This is a genomic window from Zwartia panacis, assembly GCF_030410395.1.
In the GTDB taxonomy this organism is placed as follows: domain Bacteria; phylum Pseudomonadota; class Gammaproteobacteria; order Burkholderiales; family Burkholderiaceae_B; genus Zwartia; species Zwartia panacis.
Genome location: NZ_JAUHHF010000011.1, coordinates 19,990 through 36,027, shown reverse-complemented (window position 1 = coordinate 36,027; position 16,038 = coordinate 19,990). Strand labels below are relative to the sequence as shown.

13 protein-coding genes are annotated in these 16,038 nt (G+C 50.7%); 2 read left to right on the top strand and 11 right to left on the bottom strand.

From position 1 onward, the window contains the following. Nucleotides 1-17: 17 nt before the first annotated feature. Nucleotides 18-995, top strand: a complete 978-nt coding sequence (locus QWY30_RS13060; protein ID WP_290241697.1) for a Bug family tripartite tricarboxylate transporter substrate binding protein — start codon at nt 18-20, stop codon at nt 993-995. Between the two features lie 59 nt (nt 996-1,054). Here the strand turns inward: QWY30_RS13060 and QWY30_RS13055 are convergent, their stop codons facing one another. From QWY30_RS13055 to QWY30_RS13045, 3 genes are all read right to left on the bottom strand, one after another. Beyond that, nucleotides 1,055-1,858, bottom strand: coding sequence for an MIP/aquaporin family protein (locus tag QWY30_RS13055; RefSeq protein ID WP_290241696.1), 804 nt, complete (start codon nt 1,856-1,858; stop codon nt 1,055-1,057). A gap of 2 nt (nt 1,859-1,860) precedes the next feature. Continuing rightward, nucleotides 1,861-3,327, bottom strand: a complete 1,467-nt coding sequence (locus tag QWY30_RS13050; protein WP_290241695.1) for a class II fumarate hydratase — start codon at nt 3,325-3,327, stop codon at nt 1,861-1,863. A gap of 152 nt (nt 3,328-3,479) precedes the next feature. Continuing rightward, the gene (locus QWY30_RS13045) at nt 3,480-5,285 is read right to left on the bottom strand and encodes a sensor domain-containing diguanylate cyclase (protein ID WP_290241694.1); all 1,806 of its coding nucleotides are present in this window, start codon (nt 5,283-5,285) and stop codon (nt 3,480-3,482) included. 354 nt (nt 5,286-5,639) lie between these two features. Between QWY30_RS13045 and QWY30_RS13040 the strand changes: the two genes are divergently transcribed. After that, nucleotides 5,640-5,915 (top strand): hypothetical protein, encoded by a 276-nt coding sequence (locus tag QWY30_RS13040; protein ID WP_290241693.1) that lies wholly within the window; start codon nt 5,640-5,642, stop codon nt 5,913-5,915. A 1-nt stretch (nt 5,916) separates the two neighbouring features. On the opposite strand, the gene QWY30_RS13035 is transcribed toward QWY30_RS13040, so the two are convergent. From QWY30_RS13035 to QWY30_RS13000, 8 genes are all read right to left on the bottom strand, one after another. Beyond that, entirely contained in the window at nt 5,917-7,662 is a 1,746-nt protein-coding gene (locus QWY30_RS13035) for an ABC transporter substrate-binding protein (protein ID WP_290241692.1), read from the bottom strand. Nucleotides 7,663-7,724: 62 nt separating this feature from the next. Then, on the bottom strand, nt 7,725-8,540 hold the full coding sequence (locus QWY30_RS13030; protein ID WP_290241691.1) for a M55 family metallopeptidase: 816 nt from the start codon (nt 8,538-8,540) through the stop codon (nt 7,725-7,727). 31 nt (nt 8,541-8,571) lie between these two features. Next, entirely contained in the window at nt 8,572-9,612 is a 1,041-nt protein-coding gene (locus QWY30_RS13025; protein ID WP_290241690.1) for a DmpA family aminopeptidase, read from the bottom strand. Then, nucleotides 9,609-10,484: a glutathione ABC transporter permease GsiD gene (gene gsiD / locus QWY30_RS13020; protein ID WP_290241689.1), complete on the bottom strand. Its 876-nt coding sequence runs from the start codon at nt 10,482-10,484 to the stop codon at nt 9,609-9,611. Before gsiD ends, QWY30_RS13025 begins: the two co-directional genes overlap by 4 nt. A 7-nt stretch (nt 10,485-10,491) precedes the next feature. Further along, the gene (gene gsiC / locus QWY30_RS13015) at nt 10,492-11,412 is read right to left on the bottom strand and encodes a glutathione ABC transporter permease GsiC (RefSeq protein WP_290241688.1); all 921 of its coding nucleotides are present in this window, start codon (nt 11,410-11,412) and stop codon (nt 10,492-10,494) included. Nucleotides 11,413-11,425: 13 nt separating this feature from the next. Then, nucleotides 11,426-12,976: a glutathione ABC transporter substrate-binding protein GsiB gene (gene gsiB / locus QWY30_RS13010; RefSeq protein WP_435433411.1), complete on the bottom strand. Its 1,551-nt coding sequence runs from the start codon at nt 12,974-12,976 to the stop codon at nt 11,426-11,428. Between the two features lie 75 nt (nt 12,977-13,051). Continuing rightward, a complete protein-coding gene (locus QWY30_RS13005) occupies nt 13,052-14,935 on the bottom strand; it encodes a dipeptide ABC transporter ATP-binding protein (RefSeq protein WP_290241687.1) in 1,884 nt (627 codons plus the stop codon). After that, nucleotides 14,932-15,918, bottom strand: coding sequence for an isoaspartyl peptidase/L-asparaginase family protein (locus tag QWY30_RS13000; RefSeq protein WP_290241686.1), 987 nt, complete (start codon nt 15,916-15,918; stop codon nt 14,932-14,934). The genes QWY30_RS13005 and QWY30_RS13000 overlap by 4 nt, the downstream gene beginning before the upstream one ends. Nucleotides 15,919-16,038: the final 120 nt, after the last annotated feature.

Below are 16,038 nucleotides of genomic sequence, written 5' to 3'. Positions count from 1 at the left end.
GTCTAAGTGAGTGTGTCATGTTCAAAATCAAAGGGTATAAAGTACGGAAGGCTTCTTTATTTTTGGCATCCGCACTAATCAGCGCCTCGAGTTTTGCGCAGAATGCCCCCATCAAACTGATGGTGGGCTTCCCCGCCGGTGGCGGCACAGACGCTATCGCGCGGGTGATTGGCGAGCAGCTGAGCAAAAATCTTGGCAACCCAGTCATTATCGAAAACCGCGCTGGCGCAGGTGGACAGATTGCGGCACAGGCGCTGAAAACAGCACCAGCCGATGGTTCAGTCCTCTTTCTTTCACACGACCATACGATTTCAATCCTGCCGCTGATTAACAAAAAAGCTGGTTACGACCCTCAAACGGATTTTGTCCCCGTCGCAGGTTTTGCCAGCTTTGCCAACGGAATCGCTTTGTCTGGTGATTTAAAAGAAACGACTCTTGACCAATTCATTCAGTCCGTTCGTTCAGCGCAGCAAGGCAAAGCCGCGATCGGCGTGCCCGCGCCACAATCAGTACCCGAGTTTCTTGTGAAAGTTCTCGCTGCGCGATACAAACTCGACCTGATCGCTGTCCCCTACAAGGGAAGCGCCCCCATGATCGCCGACATGTTGGGCAAGCAAATACCCGCAGGCGTAGCATCGGTGCCAGACTTCATTGAGTTTCAAAAAGCAGGAAAACTTCGCATGGTCGCCGTCATGGGAACTCAGCGGCAAGCCGCACTCCCTGATACCCCCACCTTCGCTGAGCTCGGCATCAAAGGCTTTGAGGATCTGCCCTTTTACGGGATTTTCGCGCCCAAAGGCACACCGAAAGCGACCCTGGAACGCTACAGCGATGCGTTGAAAAAAGTCTTGGAAATACCCGATGTGCAGCAACGGCTCGTCGGATTGGGGCTGACCGTTGACTATATGCCCAGTCAAACTCTCTCTGAACGCGAAAGGACTTATTCAAAAAACTGGGCGCGGATCATTGCCGAGAGTGATTTGGCACCCAAATAAAAATGTCCCGACTTTTAATCGAGACATTTTTAAACATACAAAACAATTTAATTTTTATTTCAACGATCAAGCGGATTTCCCATCGCGGCATTCGCCTCCTGCGCTTTAGCAGGACCGCGCAGAAATCTGGCGATACCAACCGCTACGATCACTCCAATCAGTGACCCGCAGGGATAGATCCAGTATGTTGAAAAATCTCCCCTTGCGAAATCAGGACCAAACGCTCTTGCCGGATTGAACGCAGCACCATCAAATGGGCCACCCATCGTCCCCATTGCCATCACGTATGCACCAACGGCCAGTGGCACTGAACCACCGAGAAGCTTGGGGCCATCTGTCATCCCGAGAATTAACAAAACCATACCAAAGGTCAAAATCGCCTCGAGGATCACCGCCTGGTAATGCATATCCGGCTGTGGAACAGTCGCAGCGAGATTACCCCCCGTGCCAAAGAGCGCTGCGGCAGTCACAGAGCCCGCTGCCGCAGCGATGAACTGCACCACCATGTAGCAAAGCGCCATGGGGAAACCCATGTCGCCTCGCAACGCAAAACCAAGCGTCATCGCAGGATTGAAATGCGAAGAGATATCACCCAGAAAATACACAGCAGCAGTCAACCAAAGGGCGGCGATCGCAGACAAGATAAATGCATACTGGTAAGGGGCTAAATCACCCCCCCCATATCCTGCGAGAATCGCCGCACCACCTGATAAAACAAAGGTCAGGCCGGATGTTCCGATAAACTCGGACACCAGTCTCCTGGCACGATGATCATTGCTTTTCCAATCAGCATAAAAACGACTGCCGACTTGTTGTTGCAGTGCTTGGCGTCCTGTGAGGTTAGTCTGAGTATTCGAGTCCAAGATCAGGCCTTCTTAGCGGGAATGTCAGCAGAACCAGGTTTTGTCATATTGATCGGCACGACAACGCGGTCGTACAACGCCTCGTCAACACCGCAGGCAAGTGCCGCAGCCTTGAGTGTAGTGTTGTGATCAATCGCGTAGTGCGCAACCGACGAGGCCTTATCGTATCCAATCACAGGCGACAACGCTGTCACCATCATGACTGAGTTGTCGATGTTATTTTTGAGCTGCGCCTCGTTGACCACCGCGCCCTCAATCATGTACTCACGGAAATGATCCGACATATCGGCCATGATCAAAGCTGAGTGCAAGTAGTTGCTGATAATGATCGGACGGAAAGCATTGAGCTCAAAATTGCCCTCGGCACCGCCCATCTGCACAGCAACGTCCGAACCCATGATCTGAATACAGACCATGAGCATAGCTTCAGCTTGCGTAGGATTCACCTTGCCGGGCATGATAGAAGAACCAGGCTCGTTGGATGGGAAAGTCATTTCCATCAGACCGGTGCGTGGGCCTGAGCCGAGCCAACGCATATCGTTGGCGATCTTAAATAAGGACACAGCGGCAGCCTTGAGAGCGGCGTGCGCCCGCACCATGCGATCCAAGGTTCCCTGAGCAGTGAACTTGTTGTCAGCGGTTTTAATGGCAAAACCTGTCAGCTTGGACAACTCTGCGGCGACGGCATCACCGAAGCCAACGGGCGAATTCAAACCAGTTCCGACTGCTGTGCCACCCATCGCGACTTGTAACAATCCCTGTGTCGCATACTCGACGTCCGCGATCGCATCGTTCAAGGCACCGACATAACCAGACCACTCTTGACCGACCGTCAAAGGAGTCGCATCTTCAAGGTGCGTACGTCCGATCTTGACGATATTGGCCCACTGCTTTGATTTCGCATCCAGCGCATCACGCAAACGCTTCAGCGCGGGAATGGTTTTTTCCGTCGCCATTTTGTAGGCGGCGATATGCATCGCGGTCGGAAATGTATCGTTACTCGACTGGCCCATATTCACGTGATCATTCGGGTGCACGGGCTCCTGAGACCCCAGAGTACCGCCAACCAGCTGAATACAACGGTTGGAGATCACCTCATTGACGTTCATGTTGGACTGCGTACCCGATCCGGTTTGCCAGACATACAACGGAAACTCTGCATCAAGCTTGCCTGTAATGACCTCGTCAGCGACCTTTTGGATCAACTGACCCTTCCAAGCAGGTAAGCGGCCAGCTTGGGTATTCACGATCGCCGCAGCTTTCTTGACGTAACCATAAGCGTGATAAACCTCCTTGGGCATTTTGTCATGGCCAATGTTGAAGTGGATCAAGCTACGTTGCGTTTGTGCGCCCCAATAATGATCGGCAGGCACTTGAACCTGACCGATACTGTCGAATTCCTGACGCAAGCCTGTTGCGGAAATTCCAATTGGTAAATCGAGGATTTTTGGCGCGGATTCGGTGGTCATTCGGACATCCTTAGAAGATAAGTACCCACATCGTTAATAGTGGTATTTAGGTACTACAAACGATGTACTTTTAAATAATTTGCTGCATGACAACAGAATCACCTACTCTTGTCAATGCATGGCTTTCCCATTCTGGGCGGTGCCAACATATCTCAACATGCGGATATGACGACTCGATTACGACCTGAGTTTTTGGCTTCATACAAAGCGCGATCAACGCGCTCGATGAGTTCGTTGACGGATTCATGTTGAACCCATTGGGCTACACCAAAGGACATCGTGACCGGACCGACTTTTTCATTGTCTGATTCTGCAATCAGCAGGCACAACCCTTTCGCCAAACTGGTTGCGACAGGCAAGGGACATCCTGGCAACACAATCAGAAATTCCTCCCCTCCCCAGCGAATACAGCGATCGCCGGCGCGCACCGCATCCCTGAGTATGTTTGCCACGTTAACCAAAACTCGGTCACCTTCGGGATGACCGTAAACGTCGTTCACCCGCTTGAAGTGATCAATGTCACACATAATGACCGAAAATGCCGTGCCGGTGTTTTCAGCAATTCTGGCAGCCTCTGTGAGGACATGATCACCAGAGTGCCGGTTCAGCAACCCGGTTAACTTGTCTGTTTCAGCCTGTTTTTTCAAACGTTCCTGCGCCAGCTTGAGATCGGTAATATCAACGACTGTTTCAATGTAATGATTAACGTTTCCATCCATATCAGGTAGTGCCGCCAGTGACTGCAAAGCACTAAACGGGGAGCCGTCGAGCCTGACATATTCAGCCTCGGTAATCAACTCGCTAGCTTGATCGATCTGCTTGAGTCTCTGGGCCTGACTCAGTTGACTGCTCGCAGGATGAAGCGCAACCACAGCAGTACCTATCAGCAAGTCGCCGGGGTAGCCAAACAATCTTTTTGCCGCGGGATTGGCATGGGTAATCTGACCATTTGAATCCAGCATCATCATCGCAACCGGCGAAGCCGTCAAAATGCGCACGGCATAGCTATTAAGCTGTTGTTGAATCCGCCTCAGCGACTGCCGGTACATGCGTCTGGCTCCAGCCACCGTCAGCAATATCATCAATGCGCTCAAAAGTAATACGAGTTTTGTATTGACACTCCAGTTTTCAAAGCTATACCCAGCTTGTAAGCCTGCAGAAATCAAAAAAGGATATTCGCCAACCTTAAGGTAGGTGTAGTGCCTTTCAATTTGATCCAGGGCAGAGATTGCCCGATAAGAGCCACCCTCGGGGGATATCTGCAGCATGCGACTCAGATGCGCCGGGACTCTTTTGTTACCGGGTCCTAGCTCAGGAGGATCGATGGAAGGGTAACGACTTACCTGAACCATATCGCTCGTTCGCAACTCAATCGTTCCCTTCTGCCCGATATGGATGGACTCCAACAGGGTAGTTAAGCGATCGATATCCCAGCGGACAAACAGCACACCGGCAAAACTGCCATCAGGATGATCTACTCTTCGCGCCAATACCAGCGCCCATCTTTGGCTCAATTTCGTAAAAATTGGTCCTGAAAAAATCATTCCATTCGCAGCGGATCCAGACGGCTTGTCTCGTAGAAGAGTGAAATATTCGCGCTCAGACAAATCAATCGGTTGCGCCTGATCAATCCCGAAACGATAAATCCCTTTGGCATCAAGAAAACCGAGGTTGCTGAACTCAGGGGCCCAAGATAAAGCCAGCTGTAAATAATCATTAAACCGTTTGGGATTAAATTTTTCCATTAAAAGCTGATCTCGGTAGTGAAATGAGACAGCCTGAAGAAGCGTGTCGGCTTCATTAAAAATACCTTCGATGTGATGTGACAACAGAGTCGTCGCGTTTTGCATCATCATCTGTGATTGCTGTTGCCTCTGTTTGGCTTCTTGCCAGAGGATCAAACCCGCAAACAAGGTAATCAGCACAACAATAAATGTTGCGCCAACGTAGTAGGGCATACCAATTGATCTTTTTTTAATACTTTGATTTGCACTCAATTCAGCCCCACATGATCCGCCGACTAGCCGACAGTTAGCTATCGTCGAGTCTACCCGCGCCACTTCACGCCGGACAATGACTCCCACTAACTAAAAGGGGCTGTCTAAACCTACCAGAACAGATAGGCTGGAGTGCCCATAACTCATAGGGGGTCTTCTCATTCCTGACATCGCCTCAGCTACACTCATCCTGTATTTATGACATGTTTCAAAGCCGATTAATCCCTCCATTTACTAAGAATTTCCAACATTTTGGATAGCGCCTTTTATATCGTTGCCTACTTGGGCTTTGTCGCATGGTTCAGCTGGCTTCCAGTGACTACTACGCGCCCTTATTCACCACCCTATTTTTGGCGCTGGACGATTTTGCTGACTTCGAGTGGACCGCTGCTATCCGCACTGACGATGATTGGCTTTCTTTTATCGGCGCCCACGGATGAGTCCTACGGCAGTTTCATGGCCACGGGATTCATCATGCTTGTTGCATTGCTCCCCTTTCAGCTGCTGATTTCAATGACGGCTTATCTTTTCATCTGCAGCTCTTTAAAAGAACGAGCACTCCGATTTGATGACGAGTCGATCTCGCGCTAAATCACATCAATATTTTGGGATATTTGATGTTGTAGCGAGCGATGAGTATGCGCAATACTATGATGAGGCCAAGTGACGCGGCAATGCTCCAATAAACAGGGACGGCGCTATGCTCCAGAGGATTAGCAAAAATCATTAATCCAAATACAAAAATAACTGCACCAATCACCGCGATTTCCTCATAAATCACGCCTTTGAATGTCGCTGGTTCGTTGTTGAGCACAATATCTCGCAACATCCCCCCTCCCGCACAAGACAGCGCAGCACAAATCGGTGCCCAGAGCCAATGAAGATTCGATATGATCGCAATCATGGCGCCAGCAGTAGCCAGCACCGCAAAACCGACAATATCAGCGAATAGTTTGACCTTCTTGAAGGTCTTGCTATGGTGCAAATCGCGCTTGAATATTGTCACAATGACTGAAATCAAAACAATCAGCAGAATGCCACTTAGTAGCGTGATGTTCTTTGTAAAGGCCAACGGATAGCGATCCCCGCCGATTAAGATATCTCGCATCACTCCACCTCCCAGACCCGAAATAAAGGCTAGCACCAGTCTGCCCCACAGGTCATATCCTCGATTGATGGCCTCGAGTACGCCTGACAATGCGAAAGTCAATATGCCAATCATGAAGAACAGCCCAAAATATCTGGAATGGAAAACGGTGGAAACATAATGTTTTGTAGCTGCAGTGATTGGAGGCATGACTCCATCCAACTCCCGCAAACTATTCCATATTTTGTGCGTCCATAGAGTTGAAGACTCGAGGCTTGTCTGACCATTTTTAAGAGTTTTTGTCACCGCATCGTTGTAATCGCTCAGATTGAAAAACCCGAACAGCTCCTTATTGAAGTGAATATCATTCAACACATTTTCCAGCATGTGTCGCTGATGCTCACGATTAAGCCCGGGTTTGATTCTGGTGACGGTTTCGATCGCCAACGTGGGAGAAAAGTTCGCCTGATCCCAACCTTTCCGCGTCGCATGCAGGAAACGGACCAGGGCATCGCGAAATGGTTCTGATCCCAGGCGGTCTGTCAAAACGTACAACCCATCTTCAACATGCGGGACAGTCGTTTTATCCGCGATGACGATAAGATCCGAAGGATCAATTCCTGCATTAATGATTTGCCAATATTCGTTGTAGTCCATCGCGGTCGAGCAGGCCACCTTGCCCTCGATCAGATCCATTCCTCCGGGGCGTTGCTCGATAAATTCCACTTGATCTTTTGGCACCTTAATGCGGCGCATCCACTCTTCGACCACCAACTCATCGCCCAGATTCCAAACACCGACTTTCTTGCCGATCACATCCCTCGGCGCATAAATCCCCGCACTCGAGCGGCAGATAATCAATAAGGAGCTATTGATAAAGATTTGGGCAATATTCGTCACGGACTGTGCTGGCTTGGAATGTCGCCATGCATTGCTCAACCAAGTCACTGCGATATCGGCCCTGCCCTCTTGAATCTCTGTAATAGGGTTGATGCCGGGGCCTCCCGGAATGATTTCAACTTCGAGACCGTCTTCCGAAAAGTAATTTCTGGACTGTGCCACGTAAAATCCGGCAAACTGCGCCTGATGATCTCTGTGGAGTTGAAGCCTTAATTTGGTGATTTTTTTGCCGTTTTCTTTTGGGCTCACCGATGGATTTTCGGACGCATTCGCAATGGCACCCGCCGAAAAAAACAAGGCTATCAACATACTGATCAAGGCGCTTAGCCAACTGTTCGATGATGGACGCATCAACATTCAAATCCTTTGCTTAGATGTGAACAGCGACTCGACTGACCCTGGCAAGCCGAAAATCAACGCAACATAAATGACATAGCAGCCAAACTATTCAAAATTCGAATCAGGTCTTGAACAGTAGAACTGGAAAATTCAAGATTGACGCCATCTACGCGCCGAACGATGGGTAAGGTGCAAAATAAATCCGCAATGGCCGGACTTTGAGTCGTGAGCTGACAAGCAATTGGCGCAGTCATGACAAAAGGCCGAGGCGCTGTCCTTTGAACTGCGCGTTTTGCGCAATCTTCAATCAGGGCGCGCGATTCCTCAGGTGACATGGAGACGCCACTTGAGTGACCGTAGGCTATTTTTGTCTGAGCCCACACAGCATCAGGAAAATTAGGCAGATTTTCCTCAATAAAAATTTGATCCCCTGATCCCATCAGGACAGGAACGCCCAACTCGCCCGCGAGCGCGCCATACAATCCCGCCTCCCCTAACTCTTTTCCGTTAACTTGAACCTTGGCAAACGCAAAGCTATTGATCGTATGCGCCAGTATGCCCCGGCCTTGTGCCCGCGAATGATACCCAATCATCAAAACAGCCTGACATCCTTGTTCGAGCCCCGACATCATGCCAAGATAGCGAGGTTTACCCTGAACGGCTTTGGCACGTTTGTCGAGCAAATCAGGTAACAAATTACGGAAATGGCCATGCGAATCATTCACAAGGACTTCTGACGCACCACCAGCGAAAGCACCTCGAATCGCCGCGTTGGCCTCTTCAGTCATCAGTCTGCGAGCCCGTTCATACTCGGGGTTGCCGGCGCGGGTTTGTTCAAGACTGAAAACACCCGCTACACCCTCAATATCAACGGAGATCAGAATTTTCATGATTGCATCCAGCAGTTAAGGGGGTCCCAGATCAACCCGGCAAAACAGTACGAAGAGATTCGCGGCGATGATCCGATCGACCCGTCACAGACTCAGCATACCAAAGCGAAGAAAGAATTGCCTGCTCGGTTGCGTCGGCAACGGCCTCAAATAAAGACTCTAATCGCGTTTCATGAAGAAATGCAACAGAGGGCATTGGTTCAACGGATAACGCGGGAATCGTGTAAGCGGTCGAAAATGCCAGGGCAATATCGCCACTACCGTGACCAAAATAAGAGCCCGTGCGCGCCAAACCGACTGCGGCCCTGGCAGACAATCGTCGCAACTGTCTGGCATCGACTGGCGCATCCGTGGCCAGTAGCATGATAATCGACCCTTTTTCAGACTGTGGCTGCATGATCGATGATCCCGAACCTGACAGTTGCAGTCCCACGGACTGACCCAGCACTCTTAAATTTTCCCGTTTACCAAAATTGGATAAAACCAATGCGCCCACAGTGTAGGTAACCGAATCAATTGTCGCTAAACGCGATGCCGAGCCAATACCGCCTTTAAAGCCAAAGCAAGACATTCCCCGACCTGCGCCGACCGCACCTTGTTCAAAAATCTGATCCGTCGCGGTATACGCACGTTGATAATCATTGGCAGACACGCGCATGGCTTGAATATCGTTTAAATATCCATCATTGCATTCAAAGACAAGAGGATTGACCGTTGGCCAGGCGCGTCCAATTTCTGAGTGCAATTGAATAGCCTGAGCGATTTGCGCCTGTGCGACTGCTGGCACGCTAAATGTATTTGTCAAAGCGATCGGAGTTTCAAGCACACCGAGCTCGTCAAGCTGCATCAATCCCACTGATTTACCAAAACCATTAATGACAGTGGCTGCGGCAGGTACTTTATGCACATAGTGAGAGCCGGAGTGTGCTCGCAGCACAGTGACACCTGTTTGTATGGCAAGGTCATCAAGTGTCGCGTGCCCCACCGTGACGCCAGGCACATCACATATCGTATCCAACGCGCCAGATGGAAGTCGACCTGCACGCCAGGGACAAGGAGTTGATACTGTCATTTTTGATCAATCTTTGGATCTAGCGCATCGCGCAAACCGTCACCTAACAAATTAAAAGCAAGTACTGTCAGAAAAATTGCGAGGGCCGGGAAAATCGCGACATGTGGCGCGATCACCATATCCGAGCGCGCCTCGTTGAGCATCGCTCCCCATTCCGGCGTTGGAGGACGCGCGCCCATTCCAAGGAAAGATAAGCTGGCTGCTGTAATGATGGAAGTCCCGATTCTCATGGTGCCATACACCATGATGGGTGAAATCGTTCCCGGCAGAATATGACGGAAAATAATCGTGGAATTAGACGCCCCGATACTTCGTACCGCCTCAATATATGTCATCTGCTTGATGGCAAGCGTATTGCCGCGCACCAAACGCGCAAATGCCGGGACACTAAAGACGGCAACCGCGACAACCACATTGACCATACTTGAACCCAGAACGGCCACCACTCCGATCGCAAGCAACATTCCGGGAAATGCCAATAACACATCCGAAATACGCATGGTGAAGCGTTCCCACCAACCCTGGTAATAGCCAGCCATCAATCCCATGAAAGTCCCCACGACCGCGCCGATTGCGACTGATATCAAACCGGCCGCAAGTGAGATGCGAGCCCCCATCAATACGCGACTGAAAATATCCCGCCCCAAGGAATCTACACCAAACCAGTGCTTCATCGAGGGGCCATCATTGAGCGCCTCGTAATCAAAATAGTTCTCGGGATCAAAGGGGACAAGCCAAGGCGCCGCGATCGCAGCAACAATCAAAAAGATGACGAAAACACCCGCATATACAGCCAGGCGTTGTTTGATGAACTTGCGTAAGAATTCCGAGACTGGCGTACGCACTTTCAAGGGCGACGATTGTGATTGCATACGTAGCCTATTTATACCGAATGCTGGGATTGATCGCGCCATACAGCACGTCAACCAGCAGATTGATCAAGATGAACTCCATCGAAAACATCAAGACCAGACCCTGAATCACAGGATAATCACGCTGATTGACAGAGTCCACCAGTAATCGTCCTAAACCAGGCCAGTTAAAGACTGTTTCCACCACGATCGACCCGCCCAGCAAAAACCCAAACTGCAAACCCATCATGGTCACAACTGGTATGAGTGCATTGCGCAGCGTGTGCTTAAAGACCACACTGGTTTCAGTCAACCCCTTCGCGCGCGCAGTGCGGACAAAATCTTCTTGAATGACTTCGACAAATGATGCACGGGTAAAGCGCGCCATCACCGCTGCGACAGCTGCGCCCAGCGTAATCGATGGCAAAATGTAGTGCTTCCAGGAATCCGCGCCCACAGTGGGTAACCAACCAAACTGGACCGAGAAAATCTGCATCAGGATCATTCCCAGTGCAAACGCGGGAAAAGAAATTCCTGAAACCGCGAGCGTCATTCCCAAGCGGTCGGGCCAACGATTGCGCCAGACAGCTGAACAGATACCAATCCCCATCCCAAACAATACCGACCAGGCCATGCTTGTGACAGTGAGCCATAATGTCGGCATGAAACGTTCGGATATTTCCTGGGTAACAGGTCGCTTGGTCCGTAAAGAATGACCCAAATTGCCTTGTGACAGATCCTCGACATAACGCAAAAACTGCTGAGGTAAAGGCAAATCGAGACCCAAGTCCTTGCGGATTAAATTGATCGTCGCCTCGTCTGCGTCAGATCCGGCCACAAGCCGGGCCGGATCTCCCGGGAGAATATGCACGAACAAGAACACGATCACCACCACGATCAACAAGGTGGGGATCATGCCAAGCAAACGACGAGCAATATACGAAAGCATCGGACTTAAATACCTATTTCAAATCAATATCACCGTACCAGAACGAAGTATCCGGTTGAACATAGACACCTGAGAGATTCTTGGAACGAACAGAAACGTTATTGGCGGTGATCAAAAAGGCCCAGGGTGCATCCTTCCAGATGACTTCCTGTGCTTCCTTGTACAACCCGGCTTTTTCGTCACGATTGCTAGTTGTCAATGCCTTCATGACTGCTGCATCAACCTTAGGATTCGAGTAATAAGCCGTATTGTTCATCACGGGCGGCTGCGCTGGAGTTGTCAGTAATGGACGCAGCGCCCAATCGGCTTCGCCTGTCGATGAAGACCAACCCGCATAATAAAGTCGAACCTTCGCATCATCGGGAGATTTGACCTGATTCACGCGTTGAACACGTTGACCGGGCTCGAGCACTTCAATGCTTGCCTTGATGCCGACTTGATTGAGTTGTTGCTGCAGAAACTGGACCGCTTTAACAGATGTCCCGTCGTTATAAGCAGACCATAACGTTGTCTCGAAACCATTGGGATATCCAGCTTGCGCCAACAGCTCTTTTGCTTTTTTAGGATCGTACGGCCAGGCGCCAATCTTGTGCGCGAAATCGACACCTTGCGGCACCACGCCATCGATCGGAGTCGCAAAGCCCGCGTAAGCAACCTTCGCCAGCGCTTGCTTGTTGATCGCGTAATTGATTGCCTGCCTGACACGCGGGTCATCGAACGGCTTGACGCGCGTATTCATTGAGACATAACGCGCCATGATGGATGTTTTGTCATCAACCACGGTCAATTTATCGTTTTTTCCCAGCACGCCGATTTGCTCGTATGGAATCGGGTAAGCAAATTGTGCCTCTCCAGTTTGCATCACCGCGGCACGTGTATTGTTATCGGTGACAAATCTAAACGTCAGCGTGTCAATTTTTGGCAAACCCTTCTGCCAGTATCCATCAAATTTTGTGACGCGCAGATACTCGGCAGGTTTCCACTCAAGCAACTTGAAAGGACCTGTACCCACAGGATTCATTCCGATGTCCTTGCCATATTTCGCCAAAGCAGTCGGTGAAATCATCATGGCCGAAGGATGAGCCATCGCATTGATAAAAGCTGAAAATGGCTCTTTAAGCGTAATGCGTACTGTCAGTGGATCAACGACTTCCGTTTTAGCCACGCGATTGAATTGCGTGTAACGAGCGAGTTTATTTTCAGGATTCGAAACGCGATCGATCGTAGCTTTTACAGCGTCGGCATTGAAGTCTGTGCCGTCGTGAAATTTCACACCGGGACGCAGTTTGAACGTGTATTGCAGACCATCCGGGCTCACGCTGTATTCCGTTGCGAGCTTAGGTTGCATTTTCAGATCTTTATCAAACTCGTAAAGACCTTCGTAATAAGCCTTTCCGGCAGCCTGGTTCAACGTGCTGTTTGTATTGTAAGGATCCAGGGTTTCTAGTGCGAGAGACACCGCAAACGTCACATCCTTGGCAGCAAAGGTGGGCGATACGAACAGCGCACCCACAGTCATCGTCGCACCAATCAGTGAGCGCACCGCAAATTTTTTAAACGCCATCACAATCTCCTGATAGACCACATAAATTAACTGCAACCATTTACTGCAAACATTTAAATAAAGCCTGGCAACCCTTTAGTAGAGACCGCCAACTTTATGTCGGGCAACGTAATGATCCGGTCCCACACACACCAGAGGTTCAACGACTGGCTCATCGTGCAACAGTCTGATCGGACTGGGCACTTCGTCTGACAGCAACTCGCGGGACAAATGTCTACGTGTCGGATCAGCGATCGGGACGGCAGCCATCAGTTTGCGGGTGTAGGGATGCTGAGGATTTTGGAAAATCGCGCGGCGCGGACCGATCTCAACGATCTGTCCTAGGTACATGACTGCAACGCGGTGACTGATACGCTCGACCACAGCCATATCGTGCGAAATAAATAAAAATGCAACGCCGAGCTCTTGTTGTAAATCGATCAAAAGATTAATGATCTGCGCTTGAATTGAAACATCCAGCGCTGAAACAGACTCGTCGGAAATCACGACTTTGGGATTAAGCGCCAACGCGCGCGCGATGCAAATTCTCTGGCGCTGACCGCCGGAAAACTCGTGAGGATATCGCTCGGCCATTTCAGGTGCGAGCCCTACACGCTGCAAAAGATCGGAAACTCGCTGACGGGCTTGTTCATGCGTCGCGATGCCATGGACCAATAACGGTTCCATGATCGAAAATCCAACCGTCAGCCTGGGATCGAGCGAAGCGAAAGGATCCTGAAAAACAAATTGAATATTTCGTCTTAATGCTTGAAGAGCAGAATGTTTAAGAGAGACTACATCCGAACCATCGAACTCTATCGTTCCGGACTGAGCGTCCACAAGACGAAGGAGTGATCGACCGAGCGTAGATTTTCCACAACCTGATTCGCCAACGAGCGCGAGCGTTTCACCCGGATACAGATCGAAACTAACCTGCTCGACGGCGTGTACTTTACGACGAACACGATTGAGGATTCCTGAACGCACATCGAATCGCGTCACAAGATTCTGGACTTTCAAGATCGGGGATTGAGTACGATAGGGCAAAGCGTTGATCGACTTGCACGATGACGCGTTGACCCTTGGCTCTGCTTTCGGCGCATCTTCCATCAGGGTCAATGCAAAATGAGCCGGAACGTCGGTATCATGCATGGATCCCAGTTGTGGAACCGCGGAGAGAAGTGCTTGCGTGTAGCGATGCCTGGGGGCACCAAACACCTGCACTGCCGCACCTTCTTCTACTTTTTCTCCACGATACATGACCAACACACGATCGGCGACTTCGGCCACGACACCCATATCGTGGGTGATAAAGATCACCCCCATGTGCATTTCGTGTTGTAGCTCACGAATCAGCTGAAGGATCTGCGCCTGAATCGTCACGTCCAAAGCTGTCGTGGGCTCATCGGCGATCAGAAGTGCTGGCTTACACGCCAGCGCCATCGCGATCATCACGCGCTGACGCATGCCCCCTGAAAGCTGATGCGGGTAACGGCCCATGACTGCGCGGGCTTCAGGGATACGAACTTGTTCGAGCAAACGAAGCGTTTCCGCACGAGCCGCTGCAGCTGAACTACCCTGATGGACGCGAATGGACTCGGCGATTTGTTCTCCGGCCGTAAAGACTGGATTGAGCGATGTCATGGGCTCCTGAAAAATCATCGCCATGTCAGCACCGCGAACAGAGCGCATCATGGATGCATCAGCTCTCCTAAGATCAATCACCTCTCCATTGCGTTTGCGTAAACGCATTTCTCCATCGATGATTTTTCCACCGCCGTGCTCGACCAGGCGCATAAGCGCCAGGGAAGTCACGGACTTTCCAGAACCTGACTCGCCCACAATCGCTAAAGTTTCACCTCGATCCACATGAAATGAGAGATGCCGGACAGCATCCACCACACGTTCGGAGGTCGAGAAGCGCACGCTGAGATCATTGACCTCAAGAACACTTTTTTCGGGTTGATTGTGCAGGGTCACTGGCTATCAGGATAAATGGCGGTGACAGGCGTTTGCGCGACCCGCGCAAAACCGCGATACATCCCGCCCGTATTGAAAGGCAAGACAATATTTCCCTGAGAATCGACCGCGATCAAGCCGCCTTTCCCGCCGATCGATGGCAGCTCCTCGAACATCACAGCATGGGCCGCTTGCTCCAAAGAAGAGCCCGCATATCGCATCCTGGCTGCGATATCGTAAGCTGCTACCTTGCGTATGTACATTTCACCCGTACCGGTGGTGGAAACCGCGCATGTTTGATTACTCGCATAGCATCCTGCCCCGATGATGGGTGCATCGCCAACTCTTCCAACTTGTTTATTGGTAATGCCTCCGGTCGATGTCGCCGCCGCAAGATTACCGTGCAGATCAAGCGCGACCGCTCCGACCGTACCAAACTTTTTGTCCATGTCCAGTGGATGTGCAGGCGCAGCAATTTGCCGCGCGACCATTGTCTGGCCATCATGATCAAGCACGGCGGCTTCAGGATTTTCGCGCTGAACACGTAACAACTGTTCGTAGCGCTCAGGCGTTGAAAAATAAGAGCGCTCAACCATCTCGAGACCATGCTCGCGGGCGAATCGCTCTGCGCCTTCACCCACAAAAAATACATGTTTGCTCACTTCCATGACTTTGCGTGCGGCGCGAACAGGATTACGGACGTGATGGACATTGGCGATGGCACCAGTCTTGAGGGTCGCACCATCCATGATCGACGCATCTAGTTCGTGCGTGCCTTCGCTCGTAAAGACCGCCCCGCGTCCGGCGTTGAACAGGGGACAATCCTCCAAGCCAACGACCGCGGCGGTCACCGCGTCAAGTGCCGAACCACCCTGCGCTAACACAGCCTGACCCGTCAACAAAATCTCTTTCAGGGCGGCATGATATTCACGCTCTTTATCCGTCGTCATGGCGGCGCGACTGATCGCTCCTGCGCCACCATGAATTACCAATACTGCGCTCATGCGTCGACCTCGTTGATCATGCGGCTTTACAAAAAATTTAAAGCATTGACTCAGTTTTTTTTCGATCCTACAACTTTTGGTCATGACTGTCTATTCAACAACACTATAGGCTTAAAATGC